16 protein-coding genes are annotated in these 25046 nt (G+C 64.7%); 3 read left to right on the top strand and 13 right to left on the bottom strand.

From position 1 onward, the window contains the following. Positions 1 to 21 precede the first annotated feature (21 nt). Complete coding sequence (locus tag ACT9TC_RS00330; protein ID WP_458041512.1) at positions 22 to 1338, bottom strand: hypothetical protein; 1317 nt, start codon at positions 1336 to 1338, stop codon at positions 22 to 24. Between the two features lie 154 nt (positions 1339 to 1492). On the opposite strand from ACT9TC_RS00330, the gene ACT9TC_RS00325 reads away from it, so the two are divergent. Then, positions 1493 to 2200, top strand: coding sequence for a DUF4191 domain-containing protein (locus ACT9TC_RS00325; RefSeq protein ID WP_458041511.1), 708 nt, complete (start codon positions 1493 to 1495; stop codon positions 2198 to 2200). Positions 2201 to 2240: 40 nt separating this feature from the next. Here the strand turns inward: ACT9TC_RS00325 and ACT9TC_RS00320 are convergent, their stop codons facing one another. After that, positions 2241 to 2636: an RDD family protein gene (locus tag ACT9TC_RS00320; protein WP_458041510.1), complete on the bottom strand. Its 396-nt coding sequence runs from the start codon at positions 2634 to 2636 to the stop codon at positions 2241 to 2243. A gap of 134 nt (positions 2637 to 2770) precedes the next feature. On the opposite strand from ACT9TC_RS00320, the gene glnA reads away from it, so the two are divergent. Next, positions 2771 to 4195: a type I glutamate--ammonia ligase gene (gene glnA / locus ACT9TC_RS00315; protein WP_458041509.1), complete on the top strand. Its 1425-nt coding sequence runs from the start codon at positions 2771 to 2773 to the stop codon at positions 4193 to 4195. Between the two features lie 194 nt (positions 4196 to 4389). Here the strand turns inward: glnA and ACT9TC_RS00310 are convergent, their stop codons facing one another. The 4 genes from ACT9TC_RS00310 to mobF all read right to left on the bottom strand — a co-directional run bounded on the left by ACT9TC_RS00310 (position 4390) and on the right by mobF (position 9937). Next, positions 4390 to 4773, bottom strand: coding sequence for a sulfate permease (locus tag ACT9TC_RS00310; RefSeq protein WP_458041508.1), 384 nt, complete (start codon positions 4771 to 4773; stop codon positions 4390 to 4392). A 221-nt stretch (positions 4774 to 4994) separates the two neighbouring features. After that, the gene (locus tag ACT9TC_RS00305) at positions 4995 to 5723 is read right to left on the bottom strand and encodes an adenylate/guanylate cyclase domain-containing protein (RefSeq protein WP_458041507.1); all 729 of its coding nucleotides are present in this window, start codon (positions 5721 to 5723) and stop codon (positions 4995 to 4997) included. 11 nt (positions 5724 to 5734) lie between these two features. Next, complete coding sequence (locus ACT9TC_RS00300; RefSeq protein ID WP_458041506.1) at positions 5735 to 6136, bottom strand: Pycsar system effector family protein; 402 nt, start codon at positions 6134 to 6136, stop codon at positions 5735 to 5737. A gap of 261 nt (positions 6137 to 6397) precedes the next feature. Further along, a complete protein-coding gene (gene mobF / locus ACT9TC_RS00295) occupies positions 6398 to 9937 on the bottom strand; it encodes a MobF family relaxase (protein ID WP_458042967.1) in 3540 nt (1179 codons plus the stop codon). A 364-nt stretch (positions 9938 to 10301) separates the two neighbouring features. Between mobF and ACT9TC_RS00290 the strand changes: the two genes are divergently transcribed. Continuing rightward, complete coding sequence (locus tag ACT9TC_RS00290; protein WP_458041505.1) at positions 10302 to 12890, top strand: AAA family ATPase; 2589 nt, start codon at positions 10302 to 10304, stop codon at positions 12888 to 12890. A 63-nt stretch (positions 12891 to 12953) separates the two neighbouring features. On the opposite strand, the gene ACT9TC_RS00285 is transcribed toward ACT9TC_RS00290, so the two are convergent. From ACT9TC_RS00285 to ACT9TC_RS00255, 7 genes are all read right to left on the bottom strand, one after another. Further along, a complete protein-coding gene (locus tag ACT9TC_RS00285) occupies positions 12954 to 14420 on the bottom strand; it encodes a hypothetical protein (RefSeq protein ID WP_458041504.1) in 1467 nt (488 codons plus the stop codon). A 5-nt stretch (positions 14421 to 14425) separates the two neighbouring features. Then, positions 14426 to 17599, bottom strand: a complete 3174-nt coding sequence (locus ACT9TC_RS00280; protein ID WP_458041503.1) for a restriction endonuclease — start codon at positions 17597 to 17599, stop codon at positions 14426 to 14428. Positions 17600 to 17603: 4 nt separating this feature from the next. Beyond that, entirely contained in the window at positions 17604 to 19706 is a 2103-nt protein-coding gene (locus ACT9TC_RS00275; protein ID WP_458041502.1) for a site-specific DNA-methyltransferase, read from the bottom strand. Positions 19707 to 19725: 19 nt separating this feature from the next. Beyond that, entirely contained in the window at positions 19726 to 20394 is a 669-nt protein-coding gene (locus tag ACT9TC_RS00270) for a DUF4391 domain-containing protein (protein ID WP_458041501.1), read from the bottom strand. After that, complete coding sequence (locus ACT9TC_RS00265) at positions 20387 to 23662, bottom strand: helicase-related protein (protein WP_458041500.1); 3276 nt, start codon at positions 23660 to 23662, stop codon at positions 20387 to 20389. The genes ACT9TC_RS00270 and ACT9TC_RS00265 overlap by 8 nt, the downstream gene beginning before the upstream one ends. Then, positions 23663 to 23872 (bottom strand): helix-turn-helix domain-containing protein, encoded by a 210-nt coding sequence (locus ACT9TC_RS00260; protein ID WP_104238857.1) that lies wholly within the window; start codon positions 23870 to 23872, stop codon positions 23663 to 23665. A 404-nt stretch (positions 23873 to 24276) separates the two neighbouring features. Beyond that, a complete protein-coding gene (locus ACT9TC_RS00255) occupies positions 24277 to 25032 on the bottom strand; it encodes an SDR family NAD(P)-dependent oxidoreductase (protein WP_458042966.1) in 756 nt (251 codons plus the stop codon). Positions 25033 to 25046 lie beyond the last annotated feature (14 nt).

The following is a 25046-nucleotide window of genomic DNA, read 5'->3' as shown; positions in this document are numbered from 1 at the left end:
AAATGTCGGGGCGTTTCGCATTCACGGCGCCTCGACATCCCGCACATCACGGATCACCCAGGACTCGCCGGTTCGCACGAGCACCACGAGTTGAGAGCCGACTTCGCCACTCATGCCACTCATGCCACTGTCATCCATGCCGCTGACGCTCAGGATCGCGACTCCCCCGAGGTCGTCCAGAAGCTCGATCCGTCGCTCCGCGGCGGGCAGGTCAACCGCACCCGGCGGCATATCCGGGGCGGCAGATTCCTCGAAGAGCTTCGCCGCACACGCGGCATCTGCGCAGGTCGCGAGAGATTCCAGCGCGGTTTGCAGCGCGGCCGCGGGGTCGCTCTGCCCGGCCCCATCCGCGCTCTCCGGCTCCGCGTCGCCCTGTGGCGCGCCCGTGGTCGTGTCACCGGGTCCTGCCATCCCAGTCGACGGAGCGGGCGATTCGGATGCAGCGGGACGCGCGTTGGCGGCAGGAGTGGAGCCCGTCGGCCAGGCCAGGCCGCCGACGACGATCACGCCCGCAATACCCACCGCCACCAGCCAGGGCCGGGCAACCCTGCGGCGCGTGTTCCCTGCACGCCGGCGCACCGAATCCATCGCGTCCGAGACCATGTCCCCGATGCCGGAGTCGACATGCCTGCGGACGAGTCGGGCCAGGAGCGAATCGCGCCGTTCCGGCTCAACGACTTCGACGGCGCCCGCCCGCCGCGCATCCGCCGCTCGTCGTGGGGTCAGCGGCGTGAGGACGAGGGGTTCGGGGGAAGCGATCGCAAACAGGTGCGCTTCGGCCTCCGCCGCGTCTCGGCCATCCCGCAGCATCCTGGCGATTTCGCGTAGGCGCCACGAGCCGTCGACACTCGATATCTCAGACAGGCGATCGACGAGTGAGCCCGCCGCTTCACCGATGGGGTCCGCAGCGCCATCCGCTGCACAGACGAAAGTCGGGGTGCCGTCCTGCGTCAACCACCAGTCCCCTCGGGGCGTCTCGCCACGCGCCGTGCCGCACCCACGAATGAGGCTCACGGCGATAGTGATGACCTCACCCGCCCCCAAGTCAGCGCCGCCCTCCTCGCGCCGCGCAAGAAACGTGTCGACCCGCTCGATGCACCAGGGCAGCACCGCCTCGTGACCTGACGATGTTCGTAAGACGTCCTGAACCCCGAGCACATGGTCCCCCCGGGACCGCCATCCCGGCCAACCACGCAGATCCGCCGTGTCGACCAGCTGGACGACCGTCTCGTCCACCCGCGCCAGCCACCCGGCGAAAGGAGCTTCGGGCTGGGTGACGCGCCGCATCCGGACGACGGCACCCGCCAACGGATCATCGATCAGCGGCGGTTCGGTCATGCTCCTACGCTGGCCCGGCGGAAGACACTGAGGCCACCCCTTCCTCCGATCAGTGGTGACTGGACGCAGAGACCGGGCTGTGGAGGACGCGCGACGTGCAAGACAGCGAATCATCGCGCGGAACACCGGGCTCTCGGGAAGTAGGCTGGAAGGTATGGCAGCACGCAGCGCGGCACCCGAGAAGCGTCCCGGGTTCTTCTCCCAGATCAAGAGTCTCTACATCTTCACACGACGGTCGTTCGGCTTCCTTCCGTGGTTGCTCACGGGCATCTTCTTCGTGACGACGGGGCTCGGCATCGTGGTCGCGTTCCTGATCCAGCCGGAGTGGTGGAACATCCTGCTCTGGGGCATCACCGGCTTCCTCGCGGGCATCCTCGCGTCGCTGATGACCATGACGCGCTTGTCCACGCGCGCCATGTACGACCAGATCGACGGCATGCCGGGTGCCGTAGGTCACGTCATCACCACGTTCCTCGGGCGCAGCTGGACCGCGTCCGAGACCCCCGTGGGCGTCAACCCGAAGACTCAGGATGCGGTCTACCGCGCAATCGGCCGCGGCGGTGTCGTGGTCATCGGCGAGGGCTCGCAAGGCCGCCTCCAGCGACTTGTGAACGAAGAGCGTTCGAAGGTGAACCGCGTCGCCAACGGCGTGCCGGTGCACGTCATCTATATCGGCCACGGCGCGGGCGAGGTTCCGATCAAGGATCTTGCCAAGACGATCAAGTCATTCCCGCGCAAGCTCGACAAGGCGACCATGGTCGCCGTCATGAAGCGCGTGGACTCGGTCTCGCAGTCCCTCGCATCGCTACCGATCCCGAAGGGGATCGACCCCACGAAGGTTCGCGCGCCGCGTCCCCGCTGACCCTGCTCGCACCGTCCGGGTCGGTGTGAAGGTCCGGAACCTAGCGCCGGACGAGGATCGTTCCGACAGCCTTGTCGTGCAGGCCACGCTGATCCGCGTCCCAGATCACCGCGGGGATCACGACGATCAGCAGCAGCGTGCGGATGATCGGGCGCCAGAGCCCCACCCATCCGCCGCCGACCATCTGCAGCCGCAGGCCGAAGATTCGGTGACCGGGGCTGGCCTGCAGCGTTGGCAGGAACAAGATCTGGATCGCGCCGAAGATCGCCAGGATCGCCAACGCGTCAAAAGCGAAGAATCCTGAAATCAGATACGCCGCGCCGTAGTCGATCACGAGGGCCCCGATACGGCGTCCGACGCGGGCGACAGAACCCGCGCCATCCCGCGGCAAACCGAGGCGTTGACCGGGATAGGCGTCGGGTGCATTCGATGTCACCGGACCAGCGTATCCAGCCGCGCGTAACATGCCGGAAACAATAGCGTCATTGTCGGGCAATGCCCCGACGATAGCTTTCAGGGAGGCCCGCATCGCGGGCGGCAGTTCCCGAATGCCCTACCTCTGGAGCCAGAATGTTCAAAGACTCATCCGAGGTGTTGAAGTTCATCAAGGACGAGGACGTCAAGTTCCTCGACATCCGGTTCACGGATCTTCCTGGTGTTCAGCAGCACTTCAACATCCCCGCTTCCACGGTCGACGAGGAGTTCTTCACCGTCGGCCAGCTGTTCGACGGCTCCTCGATCCGAGGTTTCGCGAACATCCACGAGTCGGACATGCAGCTGATTCCGGATGTGTCGACGGCGTACCTCGACCAGTTCCGCGAGGCGAAGACTCTCATCATGATCTTCGACATCTACAACCCGCGCACCGGCGAGATATACCACAAGGACCCGCGTCAGGTTGCTAAGAAGGCTGAGAAGTACCTCGCCTCGACCGGCATCGCCGACACCGCGTTCTTCGCCCCCGAGGCCGAGTTCTACATCTTCGACGACGTTCGCTACGAAGTGAAGCAGAACTCCAGCTTCTACAGCGTCGACTCCGAGGAGGGCGCCTGGAACACGGGCCGCGCCGAAGAGGGCGGCAACCTCGCCAACAAGACCCCGTACAAGGGTGGCTACTTCCCGGTCAGCCCCGTCGACAAGACGGCCGACCTGCGAGACGACATCACGCTCAAGCTGATCGAGGCCGGTTTCGTCCTCGAGCGCTCGCACCACGAGGTCGGCACCGGTGGACAGCAGGAGATCAACTACCGCTTCGACACCATGGTGCACTCGGCGGACGACATCCTGAAGTTCAAGTACATCGTCAAGAACACCTCCGAGCAGTGGGGCAAGGTCGCGACCTTCATGCCCAAGCCGCTCTTCGGTGACAACGGTTCCGGCATGCACACGCACCAGTCGCTGTGGCTCGACGGCAAGCCCCTCTTCTACGACGAGAACGGCTACGGCGGTCTGTCCGACATCGCCCGTTGGTACATCGGTGGCCTGCTGGCGCACGCGCCCGCCGTGCTCGCCTTCACCAACCCGACGATCAACTCGTACAAGCGTCTGGTCAAGGGCTACGAGGCCCCGGTCAACCTGGTCTACTCGGCCGGTAACCGCTCGGCGGCCATCCGTATCCCGATCACGGGATCGAACCCCAAGGCCAAGCGCATCGAGTTCCGCGCACCGGATGCCTCGGGCAACCCGTATCTCGCCTTCGCGGCGCAGATGATGGCCGGCCTCGACGGCATCAAGAACCGCATCGAGCCCCACGAGCCCGTTGACAAGGACCTGTACGAGCTTCCCCCCGAGGAGGCGAAGAACATCCCGCAGGTTCCGAACTCGCTGCTCGACTCGCTCGAGGCGCTTCGTGCCGACCAGGACTTCCTGCTCGCGGGTGGCGTGTTCACGCCCGAGCTGATCGAGACCTGGATCGAGTACAAGATCGAGAACGAGATCAAGCCGATCGCGGCACGCCCGCACCCGTTCGAGTACGAGCTGTACTTCGGGGTCTGATTCCGGGAGGCCCTCAGAGCCACACTTCCGGTTCTTGAGACCAGCAATTTACTGAGCCCCAGGCGGCAGTTGCCGTCTGGGGCTCAGTCTATCCCTGGACGCTTACGGACGGCTACGGGCAGTAAACGGACAGGTTTTCGGACAGAGCGCAGGGCCGCTCTTACAGTGCCGTTGGCGATCCCGATGCGTCCGGGTCAGAGTCGCGTCGCGGTGAGAACGGGAAGGTCGTCGCCCGCCGCGTAAGCCGCCGACTCGCGCTCGACGAGTCGGCGGTCGCGCCGCTCGGCGAGGCGAGCCCGGATCAGGACGACGAGCGTGATCGGCCCGTTGACGAGGAACTTCAGCGTGTTCCAGATGAAGAGCAGCACGAGCAGGTTCAGCCACCCCGGCCCGCCGTCGGCGATCCAGATGGTCAAGAGCCACGCGCCGAGCAAGTACGGCACGGCGATGAGCATGGCGGGCACGCCCCACTTCAGGCCGCGTCGGGTGCGCAGCGCGTCGAGCAGGATGTTCGTTGGCATGTACGTCCGCAGGAACAGCCGAACTCTGATGCCGAGATTCCAGAGCAGTCGGAACATGATGTCCGCCTCCTGAGAGGTGCGTAGCTCCGCCGAGGAGGTAGATCATGTGGTGAGCGTCCCGAGGGGACCGTCGCAAGCGACCTAGAAATCGTGGCTACTACCTCGACACCTAGGGTACGCCCGACCTCGGACGCACGGATGTTTCCGCGCCAAATCACCCTGCGAGGAGCACAACGACCTGGACGAGCAGCGGCCGAACCTCATCAGCCCGGAACCCGTCAGCTGAGGGTGTCGACCCAATCGTTCATCGACGTGCTCACGACGTTGCCAGTGTGGACCGTTCCGAGACCGTTCACGTATCGAGAAGTCAGCAGCGCCTTGTTGTGGTCGTTGAGATTCTGCTCGAAGACACCGCCCACGAAGATCGGGTCGGACCACCCTCTGCCTGCTTCGTGTGCCAGGTGAGCGGCGCGGTTGACGACCTCACCCATGTAGACGACATCGTTGATTCCACTTCCGCTGAATCCCGCCTTGATCATGAGCACTCGGCCGTAGTCAACGCCGATGCCGATCTTCAGGGGGTCGATTCCCTTTTTCGCATAGTGGTGGTTGAGGAGCTTGATGAGTGTGTTCGCCTGAGAAGCAATGCCAAATACATCGTCGATGTGCGTCTTCTGCGTGGTCTTATACACAGCCCAAACGCAGTCTCCAACGATGTTCACTTCCCTGACGTACAGATCGGAGTTCAGCACCGCCACCATCTCAGAGATGAAAGCGCGGTATATCTTTGCGAGAATCGGACGCTTGTGCTTGGCGGTGAGCCCAGAAGAGTCTCGGATGTCGATGAAGACCGCCGAGCACATTCCATAGAACCCGTTCGTGAACGTGAGCTTGTCCCGGTCGGGCAGCCCGTCGACCTCCTCGAAGCTTCCTGCGGGCTGATCCAGGATCGCCTTGATCCGATCGGCACTGCTCGTGTAGCTGTACGCCTTGTAGTTGCCGTCCATGTTCCCCGTCCTCAGATGCTTTCAATCCCGACGATGATTGCGACCGCCGCGACGCACGTGCCAGCCGCTAGGGCCGACCGGATCGCCCATTTCACGTACTTTGCTTTGAGCGTCGCGATCTTTGCGTTCGCGTGGACCTGATCAGCGAGATCCCGGACGAGTTCGCGCGGATCCGCTGTCAGCGTGCCTAGCACCTCCGTGTAGCCGGGACGGTCGCCTCTGAAATGTCGGGCGATGCTTGCGAAGAAGACCCGATTCATTGCTTCAGGGGCGGCGTCCTTGTCGTTGACGCGCGGCGTCAGAGTCCAGCCGCACAGCGCCGCGGCCAGCACCAGCAGCACACACGCGGCGACGACAACCACATCGAAGATGGGAGAGCGCTGCGTGAACGCCCTGACGAGGTTGAACAGCATCGTGCCGAGAACACCAACGAAAGCGAGAGTCACCCCCGCCTTGGCGTCGGAGTGACGAATCCACTCGTTTACAAGGCTCAGCAGTTTCCACGCGTGGTCAGGATTGGGGTCGGGCGCAGCCGGTCTCTTGGCACGGCGGAAGGTAAGTAGAGGCACGCTTCGAACGTACTCGGGGGCCCGGACATCACGGGCGATTCAGTGCGTAGGCGTGGCCACCAAGGCACCTACGTGGAGAACACGGGACGACGTGCATCCGTGCCGCTACATACCCAAGCGGGGCGTAGAGAACTCTGGCACATACGATCCCGGCTCCGGTTCGGCCGCGCGTGCCGCGGTCTGCTGTGCGCGGTGGATCGCGGCGCGTGCTCGCGCGGCGTCTGTGCGCTGCCGCACGTCGTCGCCGATGACTCCGCGCGTGCTGGCCTCGGTGATGCCGTAGGTATCGCGGTAGGCAGCGACGGTGCGCGCCTCGCGTCGCCACAGAGCCGCGAGCTGCGGATCTGCGGGCTCTGTGCCGAGTTCCACGACCCATGCCGCGGACGCGCCGACCGCTTCGGCGACGAGTGCGTCTGCGCGCTGCTCGATGAGTGCGGCGCGTTCGCGCAGCGCGGTGCGCATGTCCTCGTCCATTGTGCCGAGAGCCGGGGTGATGAGTCCGGCGATGGGAGTGGTGGGCTGGCGCACGCGCCCGGCACCGTTCGTTCGGGTCAGGGCTCGGATCACGCGTTCGTGGAGCACCGCGGCCGCGTCGTCCGCGTCGTCGAGCGGGCGTGAGGCGACGAGCGCGCCCAGCAGGCGATCCGCGTCGTACCCGTCCGCTTCGGCGCGACGCAGCTCGGCACCGAGCGCGCCGAACGCGGTCGATCCAATGGCCGCGTCCGCTTCGGCCTCGGTGAGTCGGGTGGCGCGCACGAGGGCTTCCCACCTCGGCTGTTGTGCGGCGGCGGCGATGGTCTCGTACTCGGCGGCGAAGTGCGCGATCGAGCCCCAGGTGTCCTGCTCGGCCGTGATCATCTGGCGGGCGGAGAGTTCCGCGCCGACGTGCTGGAGCACCCCGGCGAGCACCTTGCGCGCCGCGACCGCGGTGGTGTCCTGGGTCGGCGGGTGGATGTGGTCGTCGTCGGGGCGGTTGATCGAGACGTAGGCGGTGTTGCGGAGTCGGCCGCGGGTCATGGCGACGTAGAAGTTCTCACGCGTCGCGCCGGGCTCGACAAGGGTATGCCCGGTCTCGACCGTGACCCCTTGCGCCCGGTACGCGGTGACGGCGTAGCCGAGTTCGATGTGCTCGGCGACGTATTCGACCGGGAGGCGCACGCTCGCGCCCCAGCGCCGTCCGGCGGGTCGCACCCGCAACGACCCGTCGCTGAAGATGGCGGTGATCGTCCACCGGCTGCCGTTGCGCACCCATCCGCGCCCGGCGCGCAGCGCGCGGTCGTTGCGGCGGGTGATGATCGCGTCCCCGACGGATGCCTCGGTATGGTCATGCAGCCGCACCTCGGCGCGCGCGTCGACTTGCCCGGCGAGGATGAGGTCGGCGCGGGCGCGCTGGTTCAGCGTGGTGACCATCGTGCTCGACTCGGCGATGAGGATGCTCGCCAGCCCGGCTGCCTGGTCGCGCTGCCATGCGGCGTAGGCGGCGTCGGCCATGCGCTCGGCTTCGCCCGCGCGGATGCGGCCGTGCGCTTGATAGGTGTCGATGGCTTCGACACGACCGTTGCGCAGGTCGAGCGTGGCGTCCTTCTCCCAAGCCGCGGCGATGCGGCGCACGTCGGTCAGCTCGGGCACGTCCTCACGGTCGGCGACGAGCATCCCGAACGCTCCCCCGGCATCGACGGACTGGAGCTGGGCGGGGTCGCCCACGAGCAGCACCTTCGCCCCGGCGTCGGCTGCGATGCGAACGAGCCGGTCGAGGGCAAGCGTCCCGGCGAGCGATGCCTCGTCCACGATCACGAGCTGCCCGGCGGCGAATCCCATGCCGTGGTCGCGGTAGGTCTGCCACCACTTCGCGGTGTTCTCCGTCGGGATGCCCAAGTCACCGGCCAGCACCTCGGCCGCGACCGCGGACGGTGCCAGGCCGACGACCGAGCCGTGCCCGTGCTCGGCCTCCCACGCGCGGCGCAACGCGCACAGCGCGGTGGTCTTGCCCGCCCCCGCGGGGCCGACGAGCAGGTCGAGCATTCGGCCCGACGACGCAATCGCGGTGAGCGCGACCCCTTGGTCGTCGCCGAGCGCGCGGCCCCGCTGGGGTTGCAGCGCGTGCGCGATGGTTGTATCCGCCAGGCGCGGCGCAACCTGCTCGCGGGAGCGTGCAAGTAGCCGGTCCTCGGCAGCGAGCACCGCGGCACCGCTGTAGCGGGCGGCGTTGCGCGGGCGGAACACGCTCGTCCCGTCCGTGCGCTGGAACGCAACGGGACTGGAGGCCAGCTCGGGCGGGGTGAGCCGGATGGATGCCTGCTCCGCGGCGTCAACGATCATCCCCGTGATCGCCTCACGATCCTCTGTGGCGGTGAACCGCCAGCCCATCGCCTGCCGCGCGGCCTCGGCGTAGAGATTCCAGTGGCTCCACGTCGTGCGCTTCTCCGCGACCGCTGCGACCACCGCCAGGCCGAGCCGGGCGATCTGCTCCAGCGGCACACCCTCCGCGCGCAGCAGCTCGACTGGCTCGACCTGGACGGCTTCCCGCGCCCATGCGCTCGCGTCTCGGCCGAGCAGTCGGCTCGCACGGGTGCGCCACTCCTGGGCGAGGTCGGCCAGCGGGCGGACTTCCTTGTCGGGCCGGGTCGCCAGCGTCGCCTGCTGCCGAAGCCGAATGATCGTCTCCCGCGACGGCGCGTGCCCGTGCGCGGCCTCGTACTCGGCGATCAGGCGATCCTTCTCGATGTCGATGTGCCGCGACCGGGACGAGAACTCCGCAACCAGGTCCTCCGGCACCGTGGCGACCGCCCACACCGGATTGCGGTCGGCTCCCCGCTCGCGCCGCTGCCAGCCCACGCCGAGCGCGCGAGTCAGGTGGTCGGCGAAGACCGCGGTGTGCAGCTCGCTCAGCGCCACCGTCGCCGCGTGCAGAGGCCGGCCATCCAGCGACCGCCACTTGCCGTCGAAGATCGTGCGCACCTTGTTGCTCACCACAACATGCGTGTGCAACTGCGGATCGCCCGCCCGCGAGTCGAAGTGGTCGAACGCGGTTGCGATGAGTCCGGTCACCTCGACCTGCGCAACAGCGCCGTCACGGGAGCTTGCACCGGAGCGCGTCGCTGCAAGCTCGCGCTCCATGAACGCAACCACCTCCGCAACCGCCGCATGGTGCGCCTCCGCGATCCGCGCCTGGGTCGCCGCATCCGCAACCCCCCACAGCACCGACGCGGACTTCGGCAGCGAGAAGGTGAAGTCGTACCCGGCGACCGCCCGCCGCGAGGTGCGCGCCGACTCCTCCGCCTCGATCACCACAACGGCCTCGGCCCGCTCATCCGCGCCCAACGCCGGATCGAGCCGCAAGATGCGCGCCGCGATCCGATCCTCGATGCTCGGGAACACCGGAGACGCCTTCCCCAGCGGATCGCCCGTCACCGGGTCGCGCCCCATCCCCAGCAGAAGTTGGAGCTGCGCCTCCGAGACCGGCGCTCCTTCGTGAATCTCACCCTCCCCGAGCGCCGCGAGCCCGCCGCCCATCCAGCGGCCCGGCGGCGTGCCCTGCTTGGCGTAGTACCGGGTCAGCGGCGTCGACAGCGCCCGCTCCCCGTCAGCCGACGCCACCGAGCGCAGCAGGTACTTGTAGCCGTCCCCCGCGCCCATGACCCGCATCGAAACCGACACCCGGCACCGCCTCTCTCGTCAGAGAGGTGAGCCGCCGAGCCCGCCGTCAGGCCGGGTCGGCCTCGATGTGCAAGACGTGTAAGAGTCTCGAAGTGAGGCCACGGGGATGCCGTAGACGTCGGCCAGATCGTCAGTCGAGACCTGAAAGAGGGTCACCGCGAATCGCGCTTTGAGCGCGGCAGGGTCAACGGTGTCGGACACCGCGGCTAGCGTTGATGGTTAGGGATCGAGCATCAGCAGATGAGCGTCTGCAATGGCGTAGAGGAGGTCATGAGCAGGTCATGAAGGGACACCATCGGCGCCGGCCGTCATCACGGATCAGCGCCGATGCACCGCAGGGGGTGCGCGCCTGATGACTACGCAGATCGAAGTTGAAGCAACCGAGCCGACCGAACTGATCGATCCGCGGGCGCAACTTGCTGAATGGGGGAACTCCAATGACGAGTGGGCACGCCTGCTTGTCGCCGAAGTAATCGCTACTGGACGACCGGTCGGAACCTCCGTGGTCGAGAAGGCCTACCTGCTGTTCCGGCAGGAGAAGGCGCTCGATAAGCGGGATCTTCCGGCCGTTCCACTGCTCGATATCGAGGCTCGCCAGGACGAGTTGGCACCGCCCCTGTCGCTGACGCGGCTCTCCGAGGTGCGCGGTGTCAACGCACTGGTGGCAGGCGCAGTGATCGAGCCTCACGAGGGTCTGACGATCCTTTACGGGGAGAACGGCACCGGCAAGACGGGCTACTCGCGCATCTTCAAGGCTCTGGCCAACAGTCGCACGGCCGACACGATCCTGGGCAACATCGATGCCGACACTTCGGAGGCACAGTCCGCCAAGCTCGAGTTCAAGCTGGGTGAAGACGCCCAGGCTCTGACCTGGACGGGCGAGCTGGGTGTTTCACCGTTCACGCGCGTGTCGATCTTCGATAGCCCTGCCGTGCGTACCCACGTCGATGAAGACCTCGATTACGTCTACACCCCGGCCTCGCTGGCGCTGTTCAATGACGTCACGACTGCAATTCAGGCAGTGACCGCGCAGATCGATGCGGCTATCGCCGAGCTTGGTTCGAGTGGATCGGGACTGCTCTCTAGGTTCCAACGCGGATCGACGATCTATCCACTGATCGAGACCCTCGGCGCGTCAACCGATCTCGCCGATCTCAAGGCCAAGGCTAAGAGCGGAGACGACGTTGACCAACAGCTTGATGCCCTGAACCAAGGCGTTGCGGCCCTACGCGCCAACACGATGGGCGCCCAGATCGCTGGTCTCAAGAGCGAGCAACGAGTTCTGTCGGAGGCCGTGACCACGGCCGAAGCCCTGCTCGGCTTCGAGCAGATCAAGTACAACGAGGCACTGGCAACGCGCGCGCAGCTCACGACCGACTACCAGACGTTCCGTCGCGAGCTCTTCGCGGCTGCGGATCTGCCCGCTGAACCCGACGACACTTGGAACGACTTCATCGAGGCGGGCGAGACGTACCGCCAGCATCTCGTCGAGATTGAGGCGCACGATGCAGACCGCTGTCTCTACTGCCGCCAGCCTCTGCTCGATCCGGCGCGTGATCTGCTCACCCGCTACTCGGCATACCTTGAGGACAAGATCTCGGCGGACATCCGCGCCACCGACACCACGCTCGATGGCTACAAGCGGCAGGCTGTCGCGCTCCAAGGCAACGAGATGGCGTCGTTCATCCAGCAGTACAAGGACGTCGATCCAAGCGAGCGCCCGACCTACTTCGCTCAGGTTGAAGCGATCGAAGGGGCACGAAACACCTCCGCCACGGCAGCCGCAGCAGGCCAGCCGGTCAGCATCCAGATCACCGATCTCGTGGCCAAGCCCCGGGCCGAGGTCGGCACTGCGCTGACCACCGTGGGCAACAGCATCTCGGAGCTGGAGATCCTGCAGAAGGGCCGAACCGAGGCACTGGCTGAGAAGCAGGCAGAGCTGCTCGAACTCAAGGATGCCGTCGAGTTGGGCAAGTCCTGGTCGCTGATCGAGACGCAGGTCAAGAGCGCTAAGGAGGCCGATCGCCTCAAGACGCTCAAGCGTCCGCTGCCGGGCCTCGGCCGATCCGTGACCGCGCTCGCCAAGACCGCCAGCGACCAGTTGATCAATCAGAGCTTCGATGCGTTGTTCCTCGAGGAGTGCGAAGCGCTCCGCGCGCCATCGCTCAAAGTCCAGTTCGTCGGGCGAGAGGGTAAGGCGCAGCGCCGCAAGGTACTGAGCGGCAAGCACAAGCCCTCCAAGGTGCTCTCCGAGGGCGAGCAGAAGGTGTTGGCGCTCGCAGACTTCCTCGCCGAGGCACGCCTCGCGGGCATCACAGCGCCGGTCATCTTCGATGATCCGGTGTCAAGCCTCGATCACCGCCGCATCAAGGAAGTTGCCCAGCGCATCGCTCGACTGGCTGACGGCAACCAGGTCATCGTCTTCACTCACGACATCCTGTTCGCCACAACGCTTCTCGCACTGTTCGAGAAGTCCAAGCGGTGCGCCTATTTCCAGATCACTGACGAGAGCGGCAAGGGCAACGTGTCCCGTGCCACCGGACCACGCATCGACTCCTTGAACGCGATCAAGGGACGGATCAACAGCACCATCCAGGCCGCCAAGCAGTTGGACGGCGAAGCCCGGGGTGCGCTGGTCCACACCGGCTACAGCCACGTTCGTTCCTGGTGCGAGGTCTTCACGGAGGACGAGCTGCTCAAGGGCGTGACGCGGCGCTATCAGGCGAACGTTCAGATGACCACGCTCATCAACATCAACGTCGACAAGCTCGGCGAGATCATCCCCAAGGTCAGCGAAGTGTTCGAGCAGGCCTGCCGGTACATCGACGGTCATTCACAGGCTCTCATCACTCAGGGCGTCAGCCCGACTCTTGCTGGGCTCGAACAGCACTGGGCCGAGCTCCAGGAGCTGAAGAAGCTGAACGAAGGCAAGTCGAGATGATCCTGCTAGATCGCGTTGACCGGGCGACCCAACCCCCTCCACCAGGCTCGGAAGCGGTCCCGATCACGCCTTCGAGCCCGAGGGCTTGTTGTCGGCGCGCGCGTCGATGACGACGATGGACTTCTCGCCGCGGAGATCCAGCTCCTTCAGGACGGCATAGACCTTCGCCACGTCCGCCTCTGTGTAGCAGATGATCATCTTGACCGAGGTGCGCGTGCCGTTCGCCTTCTCGTAGACCTCGACCTGGTTCTGGAGGTTCCGCTTCAGTTGGCTGTTGCTGGCGAGCTTGATCTCGATCAGCGACTTGTCGACGGCCCCTTTGCTCAGTTTGAAGTCCACGGGACCGCGGCCGTTGTTGACCTCGCGGTTCACGTCGAACTCGCTGCCGAAGAAGATGAGGCCGAAGAAGAGCTGGACCTCCTTCTCCGTGGCGAGGGGGCGTTCCTTGCCGGGCTTGTTGAGGAGCCGGTAGCCGTCCTGGTTCTCGACGTACTGCTTGAAGCCGTTGGCGCGGGCAAGCGCCTCGTCGTAGCTGGTGACCGGCGTCAGGTACAGCGAGGTATTGGCGCGGATGTCTTCGACGACCGTCTGCACCATCTGCACGAGGATCTCGAAGACCTCCTGCCGCCGTCTTGCGCTGAGGCCGACTGCCTGCTCCCCCGTGTCTTCCTTCTGGCGGATGTAGTAGTCGATGACCTCGGGAAACTGGAGGATCGCCGCAGCCGCCAGGTCCGAGTACTCCTTCTTCGTGGGATTGTCGCTCAGCTTCTTGAAGAGGTAGTTGTTGACCTGCGCGCGAAGCTGGTCGTCTTCAATGGCGCCGGGGATGCTGCTGAACTCGCGCACAAGGTCGGAGCGACTGATCCAGGTATCGTCCTTGGTGAGCATGTCGGCCGGGGTGAGTAGAACGTAGTCTCCCCGGAGCGCGGGCAGTTCGTACTGGCTCGATTCCCAGGTCTCGGTCTCGTAGTTGAAGACCGCGCGGGCGACCGAGAATGTGCCGCGCCGGTCGGCCGACAGATGCGCCAGCGCAAACGCCTGGGTGTACTCCAGCAGATAGCCCTTGATGAGGTTCGTGGTGAAGTCGCTGATGTTATCGCGCCCGACGCCCTCTTTGATGAGCGCGAGCTTCTCCAAGTGGGCACCCTTGGTGATCGACTCCGACCCGAACCCCTTCAGGATCGAGCCGAGGGAGCTGTGGAGCGCGCGGGCGAAGTCCTTGCCGAGTCCGCTCCCCGAGTTGCCGAGGACGGTGAACCCGAGCCAGTTCTGCTTCACCTCCTGGAACATGTACCAGGACTTGATCAGCCCCGGATCGAGATCGGGGGCGGCCCGGTCACGGAGGAATATGAGGTAGCGGATCATTCCGTCGTGTAGATCGCGGTACTCCTGCTTCCTGCTGTTGAAGAGCAGGAAGGGGTCGACGAAGAGAGGCAAATCGGAGGCGAGGCTCACATCGAACGCGCCGTAGTCCTCCAGCACCTTCGGCGATACCCCGAAGTGCTGAGAGAAATACAGCTCGATGACCATCCGGCCTACGCTCCCACAAGCTGCAGCAGGTCGTCGTAACTGCGGACGACGTCGTACTTGATGCCGGGGGTGCCCGCGACCTCGTTGAGCTTCTTGAAGAGCTTCTTGGCGCAATCGATCTTCGCCTTCTCTGCGGGGCGGAGCTCGAGCGAGGAGAGCGAGCCCTTCGTCTCGGCGACGAAATAGACGTGCTTGACCGCGCCTTGTTTGAAGGCGATCGCCCAGTCAGGGTTGTAATCATCGAGCGGGGTCGGGATCTTGAAGCCGCGCGGGAGCTTCGTATAGACGACGACCTCCTCGCTTACGTCGAGGGCCGCACCGAATGCGCGCTCGACCTCGGAGTCATCAATGACGTACTCGTAGACGTTCCGGTTCGGCGTGTGCACCGCCTTCGCAAGATCTTGCCCTGTCTGCGCCTCCGTGAAGAGGGACAGGTCGTAGCGGTCGTCGAGGATGTCGTACTCGATGTCGGCCACGACCGTGGCGATCTTCTGTTCGTTGATCAGGCGAGAAGCCTCCGTGATGAACTGCTCCGGGTTCTGGCGGAACATCTCGAAGGTCGACGGCTTGATGCCAGACAGGATCGCGGCGCAGCTTCGCCGTGTGAGGTGCGTCTTCTCCGAGATCTCGCCGAGCAGGTCATACGGGACGGTCGAGTTCGCGCTCAGCGACGACTCCTCGGTCTTCGTCCGCGAGACCTTGAAACTCTCCCCGGTCGACAAATGCTCGACCTCGATCGCGTCACGCTGGATGCCCTGGACGACGACGTACTGCAGGCGCGCGACATGCAGTGAGGTATCCAGGACACGGACACAGTTGTCGATCAGCTGCTGCGAGTCGAAGTTGACCTGGTAGACGGCGCGCCGGTTGATCCGGTCCCATAGGTCGAGGAACTCGCGCTTGGAGAAGTTCGTCTCGTTCCTCGGGATCGACTTCGTCTTTCGACCGTCGTCGACCTTAGGCGCCTGCACGTTGAGTGAGTCGATCAGCTCGGCGACCTGGTAGAAGTACGGCTGGAGCGCCTCGGGTAGGGGCGGGATCTCCGGGAGGCTTGCCCTCCCGATCCACTTCTCCGCGAGCTGGTCGTCGAGGTCGACGAAGTCATGCTTCTGCAGCCACCGCTGGAGCTGCTTCGACTCCTCCTCGGAGATCTTGTGCTCAGTTCCAGCTGCGCCATCGCGGAGCACCGCGCCGACGAAGAATTCCGGCTCCGCCCTTCGCGGCCTCGCACTGAGCAGACCGAGGGTCTCCTTCTGGAATCCTGCGACGAAATCGACGTATGACTCCTCGGTGACGACAGTCAGGACGTTAACCTCGTGGACCGTCATGGGATTGTCGGCGCGGTCACCGTGCTGGTCGACGGCGAGGCGGAGCCCTCGTCCAACTTCCTGCCTACGGGAATCGCTGGCCGTCGCTTTCTTGAGGAAACCGAGGGTGAATACGTTCGGGTTGTCCCAGCCCTCGCGGAGCGCGGAGTGGCTGAAGATGAACCGTAGTGGGAAGTCCGGATCAAGCAGCTTCTCCTTGTCGCGAAGGATCGCGTCGTACGCTTCCGCATCCTTCGAGACGCCCTGCCGCTCGTCTGACGCATCCGAGCTGTCGCTGTCTATCCAGCGCCCGCTCTTGTCCTTGGAGAAATAGCCGTTGTGGATGTCCCCGACGGTGTCGCGCTCGAGGAACGCGCGGTAGAGGGCGGACGATTCGTCCAGGTCGAGTTCGCCGAGTTTCTCCGCCTTGAGTGCCTCGTACTCTTCCTCGAACACGCGCGCGTAGTCGCCCATTCGGTCCGGTCGCTCGTAGTCGCGGTACTTCGCGACCTCGTCGATGAAGAAGAGGGAGAGCGCCTTGATCCCGAGCCCGAAGAGCTGGCGTTCCTTGTCGAAGTGGGCGCGGATGACTTCCCGGATCTGCAGTCGGCGCTTCTGCTCATCGGTCACGTCGTTGGTGACCTGGCCTGCCTGGAGTACCTGCCCGTCGATCAGGGTCACGGTGTTCGCGATCGCGTCGACGTCGTCGACCACGAGACCGTTGTATGCCTCGATACCGCCGGAGATATCGTGCAGCCGGTCGCCCTTCTTGAGCTTGACCGTCTTGCGCGTGATGCCGCCACCGCGGGCCTGGACTTCCAGTTCGACGCGCGCCTTCGGGAAGTCGGCGCCCTTACCGAGCTCCATACCATCGACGTAGAGGTACGCGCTGCTGCCGGCGAGACCTTTGACGCTGATGCCGCGCGCGGCGATCTTCTTGACGAGCTTCTTGTTGTAGGCGTCGAGAGCATCGAGACGATGCACCTTGTTGTGCTCGATGGCATGGGTCGCTGAATAGCGAAGCGCGAAGAGTGCGTTGAAACGCCCAAGAGCCTTCAGCGTCTCGCTCGGCCGGTTCGGGTTGCTGCCGAGGCGCTGCGGCTCGTCGATGATGAGGATCGGCCGGTTCGCTGCGATGACGTCGATCGGACGGCGAGACTTGAAGCCGTCGAGGACCTTGAACATCCTGAGGCCCGACGCCTTGCCCTTCTGGTCGGTGTCGTCGGTGGCCCTCTTCGCATCCCGGTTGAAGTTCTGCGCGTTGATGATCATGACCTGGATGCCCGCGTCGGAGGCGTAGGTCTCGACGTCTTCCAGGTGGTCGGAGTCATAGACGAAGGCGCGGGCCCGCGTCCGATACTCGGCGAGAAAGTGGTCAGCGGTGATCTCGAAAGACTTCTTGACGCCTTCGCGGATGGCGACGCTCGGGACGACGACGACGAACTTCGACCAGCCGAACTGCCGGTGCAACTCCATGATCGTCTTGGTGTAGACGTAGGTCTTGCCGGTGCCGGTCTCCATCTCGACGTCGAGGTTGAGACCCGCGGCAGGGCTCGTCATGACGCTAGGTGAGAGGGGCAGCCCCCGCGTGCGACCCTGCACTGCGTGGATGTTCTCAAGTACCTCCGCCTGGCTCAGTACGACTTCGGTGTTGCGAAGACCGGGTCCGAGTTCCTTCGGCGGCTCGGGCGTGAGTCCGGCGAGCATCGACGCCGCGTTCGAGTCCGGCGCTGGCGTAACGCCGACCTTGCCAGGGTCGATCTTGTACTTCACGCCATCGGCATACGGCTGGCGGTGCACCGCACGGAAGCAGTCGATCACGGCATCGACCGCGGCCGTCTGATACTCCTGGACCTTGAACTGGAGCTTCATCGGCTCACAGCACCTTGAAGTCGGTGTCGCGCGAAAGCTCCTGGAAGATCTGCTTCGCGTTGATGCGCGCAGAGTCCGATGCGAACGCGGAGTCCTTGAAGACCGCCTTCAAGGGCTGCCGCTTCGCGACCTCCCGCACGAGTGCATCATCGACTGCGTCATCCAGGCACGCGATGAGTGCATTGACCTCCGGGTCCACGACAAGGGCCTCATGACCGTTGACCTGTTCGACGGTGACCGGCGCTGACAGTTCGAGCCCGTGGCTGATGAGCACCTCAAAGAGGATGTCCTCGCTAGTGCGATCGGCCCTGAAGGTCTCGACGAGCCCAGCGAGCTGAGTCTGGTCGGTCCCGTCCGGAGTCGCCGACACCGGCGCGTAGTTGCTCGTGTCGATCGTGAAGGCTCGGAAACCGACGTCGCCGTTCCAGCTGGAGGGCTTCCGGTCATTGAGGATCGCCGTGCCAGCATTGGCGATTCGGATCTTGGTCAGCTCGGCGATCGTCAGCGGTTTGCCGAGCTTCTCCAGTAGCCGGATCGCGTTCTGGATCGTGGTCTTCGCTGCCCCGGTCGCAGTCTTCAGATTGTCTTCGAGCGACTCCGGGAGCTGCACAAGTACGACCGGACAGTTCAGACCCGTTCGAGCGCAAAGTTCGAAGACGGCCTCGGCGGTCGTGCCGGAACCAGCGAAGAAGTCGAGGACGATCCCATCGTGACCATTGAGCACGTACTCGAACAGCCGTGACAGCGCCTCATGATCCTTGGGGTTGTTGAAGACCTTCGCGCCCATGAGTGCCCGAAGGTGCTTCACCGACACCTGCGACTGCTTGTAGAAGTACGTTCCTCTGACCTGTGTCGCGAGCTCCGCCTCGTCTTCGGTCTCTTCGGCCTCGTCGTCCTCGACATCAACCGTCTCACCCGCGACGGGACGCAGATGTGCCTTTCGGAACGGCGATGCGGTCGGGTCGTCCTCGCGAAATGCGACCAGCCCGAGCTTGATTTGACGCTTCATTTCGTCAGGACTGCTGTAGCGCCAGCCAGCCTCGGGTACTTTCACCGCCTGACCTGTGGCCGGGTTCACGACGTCGTAGGTCGGCCCGTTCCCACCCGGCCAAGAGATGTCTCGGTCACGCCACGGGCCGTTCGCATCGACCCGCTTGTAGCGCGCCCACTTCTTCGACGGGTCGGTGCGCGGCAACGCCGTGAACCAGGCCGAGAGATCCTTCTCGATGGCGGAATCGTCCGCACCGTGCATCTCGCGGAGACGGAGGTACTCGTCCCAGATCTCCCGCGCGCCCGGCTTCTCCTCTCGCCACTTCGTCTTCTGCTCGCGCAGGTACGACTGCGACTTTGCGTAGACCATGACGTACTCGTGCCCGGTGGAGAAGAATTTCGCGTCGTTCTTGCGCCCCTTCTCCCATACGAGCTGTGCGATGAAGTTCTGCTCGCCGAAGACCTCGTCCATGAGCCGGCGCAACGACGCCTGCTCGGCGTCGTCGATGCTGACGAGGATGACGCCGTCCTGCGCAAGGAACCGCTTTGCGAGCCGGAGGCGCGGGTAGACCATGCTGAGCCAGTCGGAGTGGAAGCGACCGTTCGCGCTCGTGTTCGCGACGAGCTTTTCGCCCGTGTCGTTCACCTGCCCGGACTTCCAGAGGTACTCCTGCTTCGAGGACGCGAAGTCATCGTGGTAAACGAGGTCGCTCCCGGTGTTGTAGGGCGGGTCGATGTAGATCAGCCGGACCTTGCCGAGATACGACTCCTGGAGGAGCTTCAGCGCCTCGAGGTTGTCCCCTTCGATGAAGAGGTTCCTCGTGGTGTCGAAGTCGACCGAGTCCGAGCGATTCGGCCGGAGCGTCTTCGCCGTGGGGGTGTTCGAGAGGAACTCCGCCTCGAGCTTGCCCGGCCAGTCGATCTGATAGACCTCCTTGCCCTCCACGACGTAGTCGTCCAGCTCCTGGCGGAGCGCCTCGAAGTCGACGCGGTGGATCAGTTCACCGTCCTCGTCGCGCGCCTCCTTCACGACGTTCGGGAAGAGGGCCGCAATCGCCTCGACGTTCTTCCTTGTGACGTCGACCGACTGCAGTTCCAGCTTCTCCGGCATTTCCATCTGGTTCCTCTTGGTGCGCTCATACCAGTGCCGCGAGTGCGGCCTGGCGGTCCTTCAGTACTCGCCGCAGCTCTACCTTGCGGTTGAGCTGCGGCTCGGTGCGGAGCTTGCGCTCCAGTGCAGCAATCTCGCGTTCGAGCTTCTTCGCCCGTTCCATTCTCTGGGTGGCAGCCGACACGGACTCGCCGCGGCGTGACGCGACGGGGAGCAGCGGCGCCAGCAGCGCCTCGTAGAGGGCAGACAGGTCGATGGCGGTCGGCAGCGGAGTGCGGGCGGTATCGAGCGGAAGCCACGCGGTCGTGAAGTACGCACCGACTTTCGGAGTCGTGCCACCGAGCGTCTTGTGGGCCGCGACCATGCGCACCTCATCACCCCTCGACACCTCGAAGAGGATCGGGAAGTGGACCGCCTTGTCGATGGCGGTCAACACGTCGTCGCCGACATCGCCGCCCTTCGTCTCGACGGTGAAGACCTGGATCTCCGGCACCGCCTCGGTGCCTTTCAGCCGGATCGTCGATTCGGCGAGCTTGTAGGCCCAAGTGATGCGCTGAATGTCACCGACGAACTTCTCGCGCAGCACGGTGCGCACGCTGCCGTGTTCGTAGAACTTCGTCTTCGGCACCACGCGGCCGAACTTCGCGGCCGGGGGCCAGCGGTAGAGGGCTGGGGTCTGGGGCGCATCAGTCACCGGCAGGCTCCTCGACGATGGCGAGGAACGCGATCAGCTCGAAGTCGTCAAGCCCGGCGATGGTCTGCACGAGCGCGGTGGTGTGGCCGGGGCTGAAGAGGCTATCGACATCGCGTTCCTCCGTCACGTCGATCATGGAGCGGATCGCCTCGGTGAGCAGACCGCTGTACTTGCCCATCTCCGCGCCGTCGCGGGTGGCCGCGTTGAAGACCCGGCACACCTCCCAGGCGGGCTCGTCGCGGTTGCGGCACCCGGCGCGGATCAGGTCGAGCAGGTACTTCACCTCAGTGTGGTCGGCGATGAGGTTGCCCTCGTCGTCGAGGTAGACGAGGTAATGCGGGTGCAGGCGGTTGCCCCGGTGGAGCATCTCGTCGGCGTTGATGTTACGCAGCGCGAACAGTGCACCCGGCTTGAGCCCCTTCTCGCGATTGGCCGGCACGACGGCGTGCAGGCCCTTGGGCGTGCCTGCCAGGTCGCCATACTCCTTGATGTACCCGAGCAGGTCCATGCGGAAATCGTTGAGCCCAAGGTCGGTGATGGAGATGCCGGTACGCACGTCCTCCAGCTCGATGACCTCGTCCTGGAGCTTGCGGAGCTGCTCCTTGCGGAATGCGGCATCGCTCGACTCCTGCGTGAGCACGTTGTCATCGGCGGTCGCGGCGAGATCGGCGATGACCATGCGGTTCTCGACGCGCTCTTTGAGGTTGATGTACTCATCGAGGGAGATGTCGGGCCAGAAGTTCACGAGCTGGATGCGCTCGTTCGTCGATCCGATGCGGTCGATGCGGCCGAAGCGCTGAATGATCCTGACCGGGTTCCAGTGGATGTCGTAGTTGACGAGGTAGTCGCAGTCCTGGAGGTTCTGGCCCTCCGAAATACAGTCCGTGCCGATGAGCACGTCGACTTCGTTCGACTCCTTGGGCATCACGAGATGGCGCTGCTTCGAGCGCGGGGAGAACAGGGTGAGGGTCTGCTGGAAGCCGTAGCCTCTGCCGAGCGTCGTGCTCGGGTTGCCCTGGCCGGTGACCAGCGCAGACTCGTAGCCGCGACGTTTCAGCGCAGGACTGAGCTCCCGGTAGAGGTAGGAGGCGGTGTCAGCGAAGGCCGAGAAGATCAGCACCTTGCGGTTGCCAGGGTTGATCGGCTCGGCGAACTTCGCCTCGATCAGCTCCTTGAGGATGCGCAGCTTCAGGTCATGCTCGGGGGTGATCGCTTCGACCGAGGCGAGGAGTCGTGAGATGACGAGCCCGTCGTGGGAGAGATCCCGGTTCCACGACTCGACATCCATATCGGCAAGGTCGATCTGCACCTTCTTGCCGACGGTGCCGCTCGTGGGGAACTCGAAATCGTCGTCGTCGGCATCCAGGTCGGCCAGGCTCGACGCGACGTCCGTGACCGCGCTGGCGTGGTTGTCGATCGCCTCCAGCGCCTCCGCGACGGTCATCTCCAGACGGTTGAGCGTGAGGCGGAACGCCTCCACGCTGCTCTCCAACCGCTTCAGGAGGTTGACGGTCATCAGCTTCTGGATGCCTTTTTCGCGGTTCGCCGCACCGAGGTTCGCGACCGACCCGCCCGCGATGTTGCGGCCACCGCCGACGTTGCCATAGAGCCGCTCGTACTTCTCTGTCCGGCTTGGGAAGACGTAGGCGAGCGGCGCGTAGACCGCGAGCGTGAGCGACTGGAGCTGGTCGAAGATCTCATTGAACGTCGGAGCGTCCGGCAGATCGGTCAGCGGCGCGTGCACCGACTTCGGCGGCTGTCGCTCCGGGAACGCACCGATGTCGGAGGTGTCGTAGAACGCCTGGATGTGCTTGCGCGAGCGCGCGATCGTCACCGAGTCGAGCAGTTCGAAGAAGTCGAAGTCCAGGCGGGACAGGATCGCCTCCGATGTGCGATCCTCGGGCGGCAAGTCCGACCACTCGTTGAAGGCGCGCTGCGCCTGACGGAAGACCTCCTCCACCGTCGTGGAGATATTGAGCTTCGCGGCAAGCTGTGCGGAGTCTCCCTCGTAGGCCAGCGCGAGCTGGTTACGCAGGTCGTTGAAGCGATTGTTCACGGGTGTCGCCGACAGCATCAGCACCTTCGTCTTCACGCCCTCGCGGATCACCTTGCGCATGAGGCGCTGGTACCGAGTCTCGTTCTCGGTCGTGAAGTCCGCGTTGCGGAAGTTGTGGGACTCGTCGATGACCACGAGGTCGTAGTTGCCCCAGTTCACCCGGTCGAGCGGGATGCCCAGTGACTCCCCCGACTCGCGCGAAAGGTCAGTGTGGGCCAGCACGTCGTAATTGAAGCGATCCTTCGAGAAGACGTTCGTTGTCAGGTTCGCGTTGTAGTTCGTCCAGTTCTCGGCGAGCTTCTTCGGCGCGAGCACGAGCACGGACTTGTTGCGCAGCTCGTAGTACTTGATGACGGCGAGCGCGGTGAACGTCTTCCCAAGACCGACCGAGTCGGCGAGGATGCAGCCGTTGTAGGTCTCCAGCTTGTTGATGACGCCCGTCGCGGCGTCCTTCTGGAAGTTGTAGAGCGCGTTCCAGATCTCGGTGTCCTGGTAGCCGGTCAGGTCGTTCGGCAGCACGTCCTCGTTGACGTCGTCGAGGAACTCGGAGAAGAGGTTGTAGAGAATCAGGAAGTACACCCGCTGCGGCGAGTTCTCCGCGTAGACGCTCGCGATGTGGTCATAGACCGTCTGCGTCACGTCATCGAGCTGCTCCGAGTTGTGCCAGATCTGGTCGAAGAGCTGCACGAACTGGCGAGTCTCGCTCGTGCCCTCGAACTTGGTGACGTAGTTCGACGTCGCCGGCCCGCGCTCGTAGCCGAGATCGGCGGTCGTGAAGCCCTGGATTGGGAAGTACCCCGCCGCATCATCCACAGCAGCGAGCGGCTGCATCGGGGCACCCGTTCGGTTCGAGCGGAAGGTGACCTTTTGGCGCACCCACTCGGCGCACTCGCGCGCGATGGCGCGCTGCGTGAGCTTGTTCCGTAGACGGATCTCGAACTCGGAGCCATACAGTGTCGACTCCGAGCCGCGACCATGCCGCACCTCGAACTGACGACGCTCCGGCGAGGGCTTGTCCGTCGCCTTCACGGTGTTGAACGACGGAGCGGTGAAGATGAATTCCAGCTCCTTGATCTGCGACAGCTCACGCTTGAGCGCTTCGAACGCGTAGATCGAGAACGTCGAGGCGGCGATGCGCAGCTTGGAGCCTGGCCTGACCTCTGCCTTCATGTCGTCACCGAGCAGCTCGTTGACATTGTCGATGATGCGCACTCAGTCCCGCCCTTGTGTCGAGCCCGGGGTGTCAGAGTCCGACGCACCCTTGCGCCGCACCCACTCATCGACCTCGGAGACCTGGAACTTCCAGAGCCGCCCGATCTTGTGGGCGGGCATCCCCTTGTCGGCGATCCAGGCGTACACGGTGTCCTTCGTGATGCCGAGATGGTTCGCGATGTCGTCGGCAGACAGCCAAGGTTCCGCCATCGGCTCCTCCCTCCGCTCGTGCCTCGCCCCTCTCACCTTACCGATGACGGAGGCCGCTTAAGCCGGGTTTGACCGAGTATCCCCGGTGGAGCTTGCCCAGAGCGGTGTCAGATGCCCAAATCACCCCGAATGAGCATGCCCCGTCCTGCAGCTTGGCGAGCTCGGCGAGATAGTCGGGGGGATGCAGGTCGGTCCGGTGGAGAGCACCTTGCTGGTCTGGCCAGCGGACAACAGCTCGTCGGTGTAGTCGCTCGGCACCCCGGATCGCGGGCACCGAGCCGCATGGGCCAGACGGCGTGACCGACCGCCACATTGATGACGCGGCCGCGGTGGTGGACTTGTAACGCGAAGGAGAGCAGCCTTAGTGCCCGCCCCATCGCGGTGGGCTGGAGTGTGCATGGCCGTCAGATCGCGATCCAGCCGCCGTCGCTGGGAAGCACGGCACCGGAGATGTTGGTCGAGTCGTCGCTGAGCAGCCAAGTGATTGCTGCGGCGAGTTCCTCGGAGGTGGCGACCGGAGGCACATTGACCTGCATGAAGGGTCCGAGTCGTTCGCCGGCGAACTGGGACGTGAACGGTGCCTCGATGTTGGTGGCGACGCCCCCAGGGGCAACCGCGTTGCACCGGACCCCGTTGGGGGTGTAGAAGAATGCGGTGCTCTTGGTGAAGCCGATGACGGCGTGCTTGGAGGTCGTGTAGGCGGTGCCGGCGGCGGATCCACGCAGGCCCGCCTCCGAGGTGACGTTGACGATCGAGCCGTATCCGGCCTGGATCATCGACGGAAGAACGGCGCGGGTCAGGCGCATGATCGCGGTGACGTTCACGTCCATGACCCGTTGCCAGACCTCGTCCACGAGCTCGGCGGGTGGGAGGAATCCATCCATGATCCCGGCCACGTTCGCGAGGGCGTCCACCCGTCCCTGCGCCGCCTCCAGGACGGCGTCGACAGTGGCCTGCGAGCTGACGTCGCCAACCACCGTCACGAAGCCGAGCGCCGGCAGCTCGGCGTTCAGCTGCTGCAGCCGGGGCTCACTGATGTCAGTGGCGATCACGCGGGCGCCTTCCTGCGCGAGCCGCACCGCGGTGGCTCTGCCGATGCCGGATCCCGCGCCGCTGACCACAGCAGTCTTCCCGTTGAAGCGTCCTGATATTGATTCCATCGCCATCGTTTTCT

The sequence above is a fragment of the Microbacterium sp. HM-570 genome, assembly GCF_054165885.1.
The sequence above is the reverse complement of the archived record's forward strand: the minus strand, read 5'-3'. Positions and strand labels throughout refer to the sequence as shown.

What these genes read in the sequence shown, in the direction of transcription:
- ACT9TC_RS00275 (WP_458041502.1), bottom strand. Translation starts at nt 19,706, where the DNA reads ATGGAAATGCCGGAGAAGCTGGAACTGCAGTCGGTCGACGTCACAAGG.
- ACT9TC_RS00260 (WP_104238857.1), bottom strand. Translation starts at nt 23,872, where the DNA reads ATGGCGGAACCTTGGCTGTCTGCCGACGACATCGCGAACCATCTCGGC.
- ACT9TC_RS00310 (WP_458041508.1), bottom strand. Translation starts at nt 4,773, where the DNA reads ATGTTCCGACTGCTCTGGAATCTCGGCATCAGAGTTCGGCTGTTCCTG.
- ACT9TC_RS00325 (WP_458041511.1), top strand. Translation starts at nt 1,493, where the DNA reads ATGGCAGCACGCAGCGCGGCACCCGAGAAGCGTCCCGGGTTCTTCTCC.
- ACT9TC_RS00300 (WP_458041506.1), bottom strand. Translation starts at nt 6,136, where the DNA reads ATGCTGTTCAACCTCGTCAGGGCGTTCACGCAGCGCTCTCCCATCTTC.
- ACT9TC_RS00280 (WP_458041503.1), bottom strand. Translation starts at nt 17,599, where the DNA reads ATGAAGCTCCAGTTCAAGGTCCAGGAGTATCAGACGGCCGCGGTCGAT.
- ACT9TC_RS00285 (WP_458041504.1), bottom strand. Translation starts at nt 14,420, where the DNA reads ATGGTCATCGAGCTGTATTTCTCTCAGCACTTCGGGGTATCGCCGAAG.
- ACT9TC_RS00290 (WP_458041505.1), top strand. Translation starts at nt 10,302, where the DNA reads ATGACTACGCAGATCGAAGTTGAAGCAACCGAGCCGACCGAACTGATC.
- ACT9TC_RS00305 (WP_458041507.1), bottom strand. Translation starts at nt 5,723, where the DNA reads ATGGACGGCAACTACAAGGCGTACAGCTACACGAGCAGTGCCGATCGG.
- ACT9TC_RS00255 (WP_458042966.1), bottom strand. Translation starts at nt 25,032, where the DNA reads ATGGAATCAATATCAGGACGCTTCAACGGGAAGACTGCTGTGGTCAGC.
- ACT9TC_RS00330 (WP_458041512.1), bottom strand. Translation starts at nt 1,338, where the DNA reads ATGACCGAACCGCCGCTGATCGATGATCCGTTGGCGGGTGCCGTCGTC.
- glnA (WP_458041509.1), top strand. Translation starts at nt 2,771, where the DNA reads ATGTTCAAAGACTCATCCGAGGTGTTGAAGTTCATCAAGGACGAGGAC.
- mobF (WP_458042967.1), bottom strand. Translation starts at nt 9,937, where the DNA reads ATGCGGGTCATGGGCGCGGGGGACGGCTACAAGTACCTGCTGCGCTCG.